The organism is Alteromonas sp. RW2A1, from assembly GCF_001886475.1.
Lineage (GTDB): Bacteria > Pseudomonadota > Gammaproteobacteria > Enterobacterales > Alteromonadaceae > Alteromonas > Alteromonas hispanica.
The window spans coordinates 63,530-75,246 of record NZ_CP018031.1; the positions used below are offsets into that span (position 1 = coordinate 63,530).

Below are 11,717 nucleotides of genomic sequence, written 5' to 3' on the forward strand. Positions count from 1 at the left end.
GAGCTTTAAATCAGCCTGTTAATGAGGTTAAAAGTCACAGTCTAAAAGCCAAAGCTTTAAAGATTATTTCTTTCCCAATCGCTCTCGCAGTGCGGCTTCTACTACGGGATGACAAAATCCGTCTACGGCACCTCTATGAAGCGCAACTTCTTTTACCAGTGTTGAAGAAATAAATGAGTTTTCTTCGGCTGGGGTGAGGAAAATACTCTCTAGCTTCGGGTTCAGTCGTCTATTCATATTGGCGAGTTGAAATTCATACTCGAAATCTGATACCGCACGTAGCCCGCGAATAAGTATGGTGGCGTTTTGTTCATCGGCAAAGTCTGCAAGCAAGCCTGTAAAACCAACTACTTCTACATTCGCTAAATCTGCTGTGACTTGCTTAATCATCTCTACCCGCTCTTCTAATGTGAAAAGAGGCTTTTTACTAGGGTTAGAAGCAATGGCAATAATAACGTGAGAAAACAATTTAGAAGCGCGTTCGATTAAGTCGGCATGGCCGTTTGTTATTGGATCAAACGTTCCCGGGTAGAGTGCTCGTGTATGCATATTGTTAAATCTTTTAGTTGTGTAGTCAGAGTGATTTACGGCACTAATGTATCACAGTTAATGCCTGAGCAAACCAGGCCAAGCATGAAACCCTTTGCATTCAACTCATTACTTTCACCTCATAGCATTGAGTGATAGCCATCGAGGCAATACTGCCAATCATCAAAAGACCAATGAAATATAGGGTTTTTGTTTTTCTCTTTTTGTAGCGAGCGCAATAGTCTGTCTAAGTTACTCGTTTTCCAGTGATGTCCTTTGCGTTTGCGACAACGGTCAAAATCAATCAGCCATATTTGTTGGTCATCATCCATCATGATATTACGAATATTTGCATCGTGATGGTGAACCTGACACTTGTGCATAGCTGCCATGGCTTCGCCAACGCTGCGCCATAGGTCTTTTCCTAATGGCTTTTGGCATAAAACGCGATGCAAATCTTGGCTGTTGGGAACTTTTTCGGTAATAAGGTCACCTCGGTAAATGACCCCTCGGCGATGGATGCGAGCCGCAACCGGAAGGGGGACCTTTAGACCTTCTTTTCGCATAGCAGCCAGCAGCCTAAACTCTTCGAATGGCCGTGAGTGCTCTACACCAGTGAACAGATACTGATCGCTTAGCACTTTGCCAATCATTCCGCCGCGTTGGTAGTGCCTTAATACCCACTGATGATGGTTGTGTTCAATAAACAGGGTAGTGCCGCGGCCTTGTGCTTTACCGGTAATTTTATTTTGAAACTGCCAATATTCGGACGTGAAAGTGTCGATGCCAAGTTCTTCATCAAGGGCATCACTAATGGCGTCATCGTATAGAAAGTGGTGTCCGGCACCTAGGTCTCGTCGTATTATCGCCATGTTTTTCATAACTTATGGTAAATTTAACATTCTAACGATTTATTTAAGTTTTTCAGCAATGAGAGAGCGCTAAGTGGGAAAAAAGATTTGTTTAATGCGTTTATCAGCCATTGGCGACGTGTGTCATGCCGTGGCGATGGTCAATCGAATCCAAACAGCGTGGCCTGATACTGAAATTACATGGATTATCGGTAAAGTTGAATACCAGTTAGTTAGGCTTATGCCCAATATTCGTTTCATTATTTTTGACAAAAAACGTGGAAAGGCGGCTGTAGACGATCTTAAACATGCGGTTAAAGACGAGGTATTTGATACGCTATTGATGATGCAAGTGGCGCTTAGAGCTAACTTAGCGTCTCGGGTAATCAATGCAAAGCAGCGCATTGGCTTCGATTGGGCACGCAGTAAAGAACTTCATTGGTTATTTGCGAATAAGCGTGTGGCAAGTAGGAAGCATGCCCATGTTTTAGACGGTTTTATGGACTTTGCAGATGCACTCGGCGTGCCCAGTGTAGAGAAGCTGAAGTGGGACATTCCAGTGTCTGACGAAGATAAATTATGGGCGCGTCAACAAGCTCAAAAATTAGGTAAGTATATCGTTATTGCCCCAGCTGCTAGTAAAGCCGAACGCAATTGGTTGCCAGAACGATACGCGAGTATTGCTGATTATATTCAACAACAAAATGTAAATGTAATACTCTGCGGCGGCCCAGGAAAGCTCGATAGAGAGACTGCTGACGCCATTAAGCACCATGCAGCCACGGAGTTACAGGATTTCACGGGAAAAACGTCGCTTCATCAGTTGCTTATGTTACTTAAACACGCAGATTTAGTTATCGCGCCAGATACTGGCCCTGCACATATGGCTACCACCGTTGGCACCCCTGTTATTGGGCTCTATGCGCATTCAAACCCTCTTAGAACAGGCCCATATAATAATCTTGATGATGTTGTGTCCGTTTATAATGAATGTATAGAAGAGCAAAAAGGCAAGTCATGGCGCAAGCTTCCGTGGGGGACAAGAGCGAAAGGCAGCCACCTAATGGAAAGAATTTCCATCGAACAGGTAAAAGAAAAAATCAGTGGCTATATCGTTTAGCTTGCTTTTTTCTGGGTAAATTGTTCAGCTTGTAACTACACTGTGTTTAGCAACCTTAATTGCTCTATTTCTCTAAAATAAAGTTGAATATTTCAACAAGCACGGTGCTTTTTATTTCATTAAATAGTGTTGCTCAACAACAGGGAGCTGTTACCAAATGAAAACGCCCTTGATAAGGCGGCTCGTAGAGTCTTTTTCTCTTATTCCTTATCGTACTTTTCTTATTGTTATGACAATAACTATGACTTCGTCTTTTTTACATGCGGCGGAGTTAAAAGTAATGGCTCATGACAGTGTCACCGTGTCTCAGCTTAATCGTTCTGAGCTGCGACAAATATTCACAGGTCATCGCCAATACTGGCAAGACGGAACAAAAATCACCGTATTTGTATTGCAAGACAGCGACGAACTACATCAGCAATTTTGTAGAGACATTTTACAGATGTTTCCTTATCAGCTATCTCGGTTATGGGATCAACTAACCTACTCGGGGCAAGGTGTTACACCTGTACGGGTATCAACATATAACGCTTTAATAAAAGCGCTCGAGTCAACAGAGGGAGCTATTGGTTATGGCGACAAAAACGACATTGTTAAACTTCGTCGCATAGAGGTAGAAGAAAAATGAAAGTATTGGTTTGTTTTTCGCTGCTTATAAGCAGTTTTACCGCTCTCTCTGCTCAGTCAGATTTTTCTTGGCATGGATATGTTTCTCAAGGGTTAACGCAGTCTAGAGACAGCAGTTTTATCACCGACAATAACGCTGTTACTGCAGAACTCACTGAAATTGGCATTAACGGCTTATATCGATTGTCTGAAAACTTATCTATTGCTGGGCAAATAAACTATCTAGATGGCGGCAACCGGTTTGAGCAAGGCACACGTCTTGACTATCTTTTTGTCGACTGGAAAATTCCTGATTTGGGCGCAGGGTGGCAAGCCCACATTCATGCAGGACGCTTTAAAAACAGACACTGGCTTTACTCTGTAACCCGGGATGTACCGCAAACTCGTTACACCGCCGTGCTTCCTCAGTCGGTGTATTTCGATGGTTTTCGAGATGTTGCGTTAGGCAGTAACGGCGTATTGACCAGCTTTACTCATTTTGGGGAAAACAATATATGGGAAATAAATTGGAGCTATGGTCGTTCTCATATAAACGATGCGCAGCGGAATTTCTTGTTAGGTGAGGAAGCAAACGGTAAGGCGAAGCAAGATTTTGTGCATCAGGCGAGCGTGTTTTGGCAGCCGTCATCCATGGCATGGAAAGTGGGAGTGAGTTGGCTCAATTCTGATTTTAGCTATACACCTGCAGCGCAAGATAATCGTCTTGCAGGTAATGCAAACATAGAGAGGTTCATGCTATCTGCACAATATTTTGCAGAGCAGTGGGAATTCTCCATGGAGCTTCTCTCTGAAACTCAACATAGCAAAGGGCTTTTTGCACCAGACTTTGATCAAAAGCGCCGAGGGCAAGGCGGTTTTGTTCAGCTCAGATATCTATTTAACAGTGAGTTAAGCGGATTAGTTGGTTACGACACCTATGATAATGATCGAAACGATAGAGATGGAAAGTTGTTAGAGCAGTCTACTGGCGGTGCTGTCCCTGCTTACTTTGGTTATCAAGACACAACGACTATAGGGCTGCGCTGGGATATTGCTCCAAAATGGAGGCTGCAGGGAGAATATCACTGGGTTGAAGGAGCTACGCGCGTCGTCAGTCTTCTCAACCTGAATGTTGCAGAGCAGGCTGATAAAAACTGGGATATGTGGTCTCTGCAACTGATGTATTGGTGGTAGAGATACCATGAAGGTTCAAGTATCTTTCACGACTAAGACCATCACCATACTGTTGGCGATGGTCTTAACCGTGACTATTGTTGTCTCCGCACTACTAATTAAAGAGTCGGAAGCTAGCTTATTGCTTCAGCAGCGAGAAAGCCAAGTCAGCCATCAACGTCGAATTCAACTTTTTGAAGAAGTGCTGCACAACCGCATGATTAACCTTATTGATGTGGTGAGTCAGCAAAGAGAGCTTCAATATAAAAGTCTTGATGAACTAAAACGCACGCTGGACAATCTGTCTGACTATTTTACCCTCAATTTTCAGGTCGAAGAGCTAATACTTTTCGATGAGGCAGGTCCTGTTGGACAAAGTGTCAATCAATCACGCCAGGCTGTGGAGCAACTTGTCAGAGCAACCCGAAATAACATAGAAAGCCGCTCTACTATTTTTTGCGCCAAGGTGTGCACGCACTACATGTCTATTCCGCTAATGAGTAGCAATGACACTATCCCGGTTGTGGTGGTTTCGACATCTTTACGCGAACTACTTTATTTATTTAACCGAGCCGCCGGTGTGCACAAGGTGGCAATCGTGAAGCAAGGCACTGATGAAAGCAGCCAAGCTGCATTATCTATTGCTAGCCAGCTTTCTGCGGCAAATCGTCAATATATAACGCAGGTGTTCGATAGCTTACCGCCTGACTGGTCTATTAATCGCCTAACCAGCAGAGGGGTTAATATCACTCTTGGCGAGCAACAGTTGCTGATAAGTTTGCTGCCGTTTTCGAAAAGTAATGCAAACCGCCCGTACCTTTTGTTGGTGCAAGATGTGACGGCTGTTGTTCAGCAAACTAAACAATATCAGGCGGTAGTTGTTGGTTCGGCTATCGTTTTATTCCTCATTTTTACTATTCTGCTCTACCTCTTTTTGAACGGTTATAAAAGGCGGTTGCTTTCTATTAGTGAGCGGCTCCCCTTGTTAGCCGATCACAAGTTTTATGAATTCCATGCCGTGGCCGCTAAGCAGAAACGCTTATCAAACGTAACCTTTGTCGATGAATTAGATGTGGTAGAGAACGCAGCCAATAATTTAGCGAAACAGCTCGAAGATTTTGACGGTCAAATGGCTATCAACACAGCAAAGCTAGAAAAAATGGCCATGTTCGATGCGCTTACGGGGCTTCCCAACCGAAACATGCTTACGTTTCAGATTGAAAAGCAACTTGCCCGTTCTTTTCGTGATGAAAAGCTAGTGGCACTCATGTTCATGGATTTGGATGATTTTAAAAAAGTAAACGATAGCCACGGTCACGATGTAGGCGACGCGCTGCTCAAAGCTGCGGCAATGCGAATATCCCGCCCCATTCGAGAGAGTGATATCGCATCGCGATTTGGTGGAGACGAGTTTGTGGTGTTGCTTTCTGATATTGAGGAGCGCACCCAGGTCGATGATATTGCCAACAAGCTAATCAATGAATTCGCTACCCCTATTATTATCGAAGGGTACAAGTTTTATATTTCAGTAAGCATTGGAATTGCTATAACGAGCCATTCTCAAGCTAGCCCTGTTGAATTATTGAGGCATGCAGATATTGCCATGTACGCGGCAAAATCTAAGCAAGGTGCAGCTTACAGAGTGTATGAAGCTAAAATGAACCTGGCCGTAATGCAAAAGGTCGAGCTAGAGTCTGAAGCTCGAGAAGCGCTGAGAGAAAACCAGTTTAGTCTGGCGCTACAGCCTCAAGTAGCCATGAAATCAGGTAAAGTGATAGGCTTTGAAGCCTTACTGCGTTGGTACCACCCGACCAAAGGTGCTATTTCGCCAGCAGACTTCATTCCGCTTTTAGAAAATACCACCTTTATGCTTGAACTAGACTATTGGGTAATAGCGAGAGCCTGCTCACTGATTCAGGAGCTGGGTCACAGTGGTTTCCCTGACATTAAGGTAGCAATAAATGTATCGGCCGGTCAGTTTATCGACCCCAGCTTACCTGACTATTTACAGCAACAGATCGAACGTAACGAAATAGCGCCCGAGCAAGTGTGTCTAGAACTGACAGAGACGGTGTTAGTGTCGGATATAAAGCGAGCGAGAGATATTATGCAAACCATTCGCAATATGGGGTGCATGTTGGCCATAGATGATTTTGGGACAGGATATTCGTCATTAAGCTATCTTAAGTCTCTGCCTGCAGACTATATAAAAATTGACCGCTCCTTTGTGTCAAATATTACCAATGATACCGACGACCGCAATATCGTTAATTCCACTGTGTCTATGGTACGTAATATGGGTATGCAGGTGGTTGCCGAAGGTATCGAGACACAAGCTCAATATGACTTACTGTGTGATTTTGAATGCGATTATGGTCAGGGTTACATGATTAGCAAGCCAATTCCAGAGCATCAGGTTTGGAGTGTATTAAATAAGTATGTTGAAGGTGGATATTGGAAACTTTCAAAGTCGACCGGCACTACTAGCTAACTTTCATCCAGAACTCGAGTCTGGCCATCGTGATTACTACCATCTTGATTACTATAAGTGTGCTAAATAATTTACACACTTCATCGGCTTTCCTGTGAAATAGAGCGTATCACTGTATACCCCTCATTAGGCTTTTACTAAAATACACTTTTATTTATTTCGGAGAACGGCATGTCAGCGGCATTTATTTCGCATTTGCAATCGCAAATTGAAGCCACCAAGCAAGATGGTTTATATAAAAAAGAACGCGTGATCACTTCTCAGCAGCAAGCTGATATTGATGTTGCTAACGGAGACCATGTCGTTAACTTCTGTGCCAATAATTACCTTGGCCTCGCAAATAACGAACAATTAATTGAAGCGGCCAAGCAAGGCTTAGATACGCACGGTTTTGGCGTTGCATCGGTAAGGTTTATCTGCGGCACACAAGACATTCACAAGCAGCTAGAGTCATCTATAAGTGAGTTCTTAGGTACCGAAGATACTATTCTTTACCCATCATGCTTTGACGCTAACGGCGGCCTGTTTGAAACTATTCTAGGTCCCGAAGATGCTATTATTTCAGATGCGCTTAACCACGCAAGTATCATTGATGGCGTCCGTTTGAGTAAAGCAAGACGCTACCGCTATGCAAATAACGACATGGTTGCATTGGAAGAGCAGCTAATTAAGGCAAACGAAGAAGGCGCCCGTTTTAAGGTTATTGCAACTGACGGTGTGTTTTCTATGGACGGTGTGATTGCCGACCTTGCCTCTATTTGTGACTTGGCAGACAAGTACGATGCTATGGTAATGGTAGATGACTGCCACGCTACAGGTTTCCTCGGGGAAAATGGGCGAGGTAGCCACGAATACTGCGGTGTACTTGACCGCGTAGATATCATAACCGGTACACTTGGCAAAGCATTAGGCGGTGCTTCAGGCGGTTACACGTCGGGCAAAAAAGAAGTGGTTGAATGGTTGCGTCAGCGCTCTCGTCCTTACCTCTTCTCCAACTCAGTTGCGCCCCCTATTGTTGCCGCATCGCTTAAAGTGTTTGAAATGATGAAAGATGGCGATGAGCTGCGAGCAAAACTGTGGCGCAATGCAGAGCATTTCCGCAATCGTATGGAAGAGGCTGGTTTTACGTTAGCAGGCAAAGATCACGCTATTATCCCAGTCATGCTAGGTGATGCTCGCTTAGCGAGCGAAATGGCCGACAAGCTGCTTGAAAAAGGCGTGTACGTTATTGGCTTTTCTTACCCAGTAGTGCCAAAAGGACAAGCGCGTATTCGCACGCAAATGTCAGCTGGTCACTCTCTTGAACACGTCGATAGAGCGATAGACGCGTTTATTGAAGTGGGCAAAGAAATGGGAGTCATTGCATGAAATCATTAGTAAAAGCGAAGGCTGAGCGGGGCATTTGGTTAGAAGACACGCCAAAGCCAGAAGTAGGCCATAACGACTTACTGATCAAAATTCGCAAGACCGCCATTTGCGGAACCGATATGCATATCTACAACTGGGATGAATGGTCTCAACAGACTATTCCTGTACCTATGGTCGTTGGTCACGAGTACGTGGGCGAAGTGGTAGGCATGGGACAGGAAGTCAAAGGCTTTGACATTGGCGACCGAGTATCTGGAGAAGGTCATATTACCTGCGGCCATTGCCGAAACTGTAGAGCTGGGCGCAGACATTTGTGCCGCAATACAGAGGGCGTTGGCGTAAACCGTCCTGGTGCGTTTGCTGAATTTTTGGTTATTCCTGCGTTCAACGCGTTTAAAATTCCTCATAACATTAGCGACGAACTGGCATCTATCTTTGACCCGTTTGGCAATGCAGTGCATACCGCACTCAGCTTCGACCTTGTAGGCGAAGACGTGCTTATAACAGGTGCTGGCCCTATAGGCATTATGGCTGCAGCAGTGGCTAAGCATGTTGGCGCCCGACACGTGGTTATAACAGACATTAATCCATACCGTTTAGCGTTAGCGGAAAAAATGGGCGCCAGCCGTGCTGTCGATGTATCTAAAGAGAATTTGCAAGATGTCATGAACAGTCTGGGCATGACCGAAGGCTTCGACGTGGGTTTAGAGATGTCTGGTGTACCAGTAGCTCTGCGCGATATGCTCAATAAAATGAACCACGGTGGTAAGGTGGCAATGCTTGGTATACCACCAAGCGATGTGGCCATTGATTGGAACCAAGTTATTTTTAAAGGCTTAGTGATTAAGGGTATCTACGGACGAGAAATGTTCGAAACTTGGTATAAAATGGCAAGTTTGCTGCAAAGCGGGCTAGATTTGTCGCCCATAATCACTCATACCTACAGCGTTGATGACTTTCAGAAAGGTTTTGATACCATGGGCTCTGGGCAATCTGGAAAAGTTATTTTGGACTGGCAATCATGATCACGTTTTCACACATTAGTGTACAAGATGTCGCTGACTTTAAAGGCGATGTATCTATAGTCGATATTCGCGACCCGCAGTCTTATGCCAATGGGCACATACCTAATGCAAAGCCGTTAAATAACGATAATTTTTCTGAGTTTGTAGAGCAGACTCCGAAAGACAAACCCGTGGTAGTGGTGTGTTATCACGGTGTGAGCAGTCAACAAGCCGCCCAAGTTATTGCTCAGCAAGGTTTTGAGACTGTCTATAGTATGGATGGCGGTTTCGAAGCGTGGCGCTTAGCCAACCCTGTCGACACAGAATAGTTCCAGTAAAAAGGTGCCTTGTGCACCTTTTCTTCTCTTTCTCCTATTTACTAATAACGTAATACCTATATGGTGTTTACAGTATTCCTTTGTGTTTTGGAGTTGTTCTTAGATGGACCATCCGCTCATTGCCTTTAATCAGCAAAGCGCTGCGCATTTACTCGCTAATTACCTTAATAGCCAAGGTATCCACTCTTCCGTCTCCGAGTCTGGCTCATCGCAAAAATCATCGTCTGAATTTATAGTTGTGCTCAAAGATGCTGAGCAAACCGCTCAAGCTGAACTCATTGCTAAAGACTTTCTTGCCAACCCAACACACCCTAAATATCAGCAAGCCGCATGGGATAGCGGTCAAAACATAAAGCTGGCATCCTCTGGTAGCAGTTTTTCTGTTGGTCAGCTTTTCGCAAATGCTGTTTCAACCCCGTTTACGTCGCTTATTTTTATGTTGTGCGTATTGGTTTACGGGTTGTCTTTGTTAGGGTTGTTCGCTCCTATTGCTCAACAGCTGCTCATGCAGCCCTTTGGTTTGTTGGCTGAAAATAACCAATGGTGGCGTTTGTTAGGCCCTGCGTTTATTCATTTCAGCATACTGCATATTGTGTTTAATCTTTTGTGGTGGAGCATGCTCGGCGCCAAAATTGAGCGTACGTTTGGCGTATCAATGCTGTGCATTGTGTTCGTTGTATCGGCAGTTGTATCAAACGCAGCACAAGCCTTATTTAGCGAGCCTGTTTCGTCCAACATATTTTTATTTGGTGGTTTATCTGGCGTGGTATACGCCGTAATGGGCTTTGTGTGGTGGTTAGGGTGGTTGCGACCGCAATGGGGGCTATCGTTGCCTAATTCCATTGTTGGTTTTATGTTGGTGTGGTTGGTATTGGGCTACGCAGATATTTTATGGGTCAATATGGCTAATGCAGCCCATACAGCTGGTTTGATAACAGGGTGCTTGTTAGCCGGCGTATTAAGCTTAGGGTCTGGAAAATCTAAATAAAGCCGGTAGCGTCAGTCACTTAATCGCCCTGATAAAGATACTTTGTGAAGATCACGTTCTTTACTACTTCACCGCCAGTTTCTTGCTTCATGTGCTCTTTAAGCGCTTTTAAAAGTGCTAGGCGAATGTCTTCGCGTCCTTTTAACGACTTCACTTTTTCGGCGGGTTGTTGACCAAAAATTTCGATTGCCGTAGAGCGCAGAAGAGGCATGTGATGTTCAGCAATTTCCAGCTGGTCTACATCGTATATCATCAATTCAACTTGAACGCGCACATAGCCTAACTTGCGAGAACTATCGCTTATGTAGTTTGTTACAATCTCAGGCTCTAGGCCAATGTAGGCAAACTGTGATTTTTCTTGAGCCTGAGCAGAAAACGATACGCTTAATAATAACGCGCTTAACGCTAAACAATGTAAAATGAAAGACTTGGGCATGGTGAAAACCGAAAAGTGATAAAATTTTGATCAGCCTTATTGTAGCAAAGCTGCGCCTAAACGCACTACTGCAAAAGTAGTACACCACTACAAAGGTGCGAATAGCACAAAGCCCTTTGTTTATGTTCTACAACATCTTACGCTTACTAACTATGTAAAGTTTAGCGTTGAAGGCAATTACAGTGCATAAATAAATGTTATCATGCAAAAAGACTAAGAAAGAGAGTGTGTTGAAGTGAGCTTTACCGCTACATTCCCTGTTGGCCTTGCTGTTAACTGGATGCCTCCAGAAGACGCAAATATACCCAATGCAACCTTGAAAGATTGGCTGTTAGATACGGGCTCGTTAACAGATAGAGTACAGTCGCTTTGTCATAGTTTCTCGTTGCGCTTGTTAGGTCAAGAAGTGTTAACCCCTCACAAAAATGAGCTATCTCTACTGCAAGGGAACAAAGAGACCCATCATCAGGCCATTTCTTACCAAGTACGAGAAATCCTTTTGTGCGATAACGACAGTCCTTGGGTGTTTGCCCGCTCTGTTATCCCCCAAGCCATTATAGACGCCGAGTTATCAAATCTAGGCCGTGAACCTTTAGGAAAGCGGTTATTTAATGATAAACGTTTTTTACGGTCGGAATTTCAGGTGTGTAAGCTGTCGTCGGCACAAGCTAACCAGTTAGGAGGCGATACTAGCCATAGCTTATGGGGTAGACGTTCTGTATTTACTTTTGAAGCTCACCACCTAATAGTGGCTGAAGTTTTCCTGCCCCCGTCGCCAGTTTATGCCTCAAATGGCGTATATTTGTAGGTCATT

Annotated in this window: 12 protein-coding genes; 9 read left to right on the plus strand and 3 right to left on the minus strand. The window is 44.3% G+C overall.

The genetic code is table 11. The annotated features are described in order from the left end of the window. Nucleotides 1-63: 63 nt before the first annotated feature. Together coaD and BM528_RS00315 are read right to left on the minus strand one after the other, a co-directional pair. On the minus strand, nt 64-549 hold the full coding sequence (gene coaD, locus BM528_RS00310) for a pantetheine-phosphate adenylyltransferase (protein ID WP_071978177.1): 486 nt from the start codon (nt 547-549) through the stop codon (nt 64-66). A 119-nt stretch (nt 550-668) separates the two neighbouring features. Further along, nucleotides 669-1,400 (minus strand): 3-deoxy-D-manno-octulosonic acid kinase, encoded by a 732-nt coding sequence (locus BM528_RS00315; protein WP_071981075.1) that lies wholly within the window; start codon nt 1,398-1,400, stop codon nt 669-671. A gap of 94 nt (nt 1,401-1,494) precedes the next feature. On the opposite strand from BM528_RS00315, the gene BM528_RS00320 reads away from it, so the two are divergent. From BM528_RS00320 to glpG, 8 genes are all read left to right on the plus strand, one after another. Further along, nucleotides 1,495-2,499: a glycosyltransferase family 9 protein gene (locus tag BM528_RS00320; protein WP_071978178.1), complete on the plus strand. Its 1,005-nt coding sequence runs from the start codon at nt 1,495-1,497 to the stop codon at nt 2,497-2,499. A gap of 157 nt (nt 2,500-2,656) precedes the next feature. Then, nucleotides 2,657-3,127, plus strand: coding sequence for a hypothetical protein (locus BM528_RS00325; protein ID WP_071978179.1), 471 nt, complete (start codon nt 2,657-2,659; stop codon nt 3,125-3,127). Next, the gene (locus BM528_RS00330; protein ID WP_071978180.1) at nt 3,124-4,299 is read left to right on the plus strand and encodes a hypothetical protein; all 1,176 of its coding nucleotides are present in this window, start codon (nt 3,124-3,126) and stop codon (nt 4,297-4,299) included. Before BM528_RS00325 ends, BM528_RS00330 begins: the two co-directional genes overlap by 4 nt. 7 nt (nt 4,300-4,306) lie before the next feature. Continuing rightward, a complete protein-coding gene (locus tag BM528_RS00335; RefSeq protein WP_071978181.1) occupies nt 4,307-6,769 on the plus strand; it encodes a putative bifunctional diguanylate cyclase/phosphodiesterase in 2,463 nt (820 codons plus the stop codon). A 171-nt stretch (nt 6,770-6,940) separates the two neighbouring features. After that, nucleotides 6,941-8,137 (plus strand): glycine C-acetyltransferase, encoded by a 1,197-nt coding sequence (locus BM528_RS00340; protein ID WP_071978182.1) that lies wholly within the window; start codon nt 6,941-6,943, stop codon nt 8,135-8,137. Further along, nucleotides 8,134-9,162, plus strand: coding sequence for an L-threonine 3-dehydrogenase (gene tdh, locus BM528_RS00345; RefSeq protein ID WP_071978183.1), 1,029 nt, complete (start codon nt 8,134-8,136; stop codon nt 9,160-9,162). Before BM528_RS00340 ends, tdh begins: the two co-directional genes overlap by 4 nt. Beyond that, a complete protein-coding gene (glpE, locus tag BM528_RS00350; protein ID WP_071978184.1) occupies nt 9,159-9,470 on the plus strand; it encodes a thiosulfate sulfurtransferase GlpE in 312 nt (103 codons plus the stop codon). The genes tdh and glpE overlap by 4 nt, the downstream gene beginning before the upstream one ends. Nucleotides 9,471-9,582: 112 nt before the next feature. Further along, nucleotides 9,583-10,467: a rhomboid family intramembrane serine protease GlpG gene (gene glpG, locus BM528_RS00355; RefSeq protein ID WP_071978185.1), complete on the plus strand. Its 885-nt coding sequence runs from the start codon at nt 9,583-9,585 to the stop codon at nt 10,465-10,467. Between the two features lie 19 nt (nt 10,468-10,486). Here glpG and BM528_RS00360 read toward each other — a convergent pair whose 3' ends face one another. Next, a complete protein-coding gene (locus tag BM528_RS00360) occupies nt 10,487-10,903 on the minus strand; it encodes a flagellar basal body-associated protein FliL (RefSeq protein ID WP_071978186.1) in 417 nt (138 codons plus the stop codon). 235 nt (nt 10,904-11,138) lie between these two features. Here BM528_RS00360 and BM528_RS00365 point away from each other — a divergent pair, with 235 nt between their 5' ends. Further along, nucleotides 11,139-11,711: a chorismate--pyruvate lyase family protein gene (locus tag BM528_RS00365; protein ID WP_083595130.1), complete on the plus strand. Its 573-nt coding sequence runs from the start codon at nt 11,139-11,141 to the stop codon at nt 11,709-11,711. The last annotated feature ends 6 nt before the right edge of the window (nt 11,712-11,717 follow it).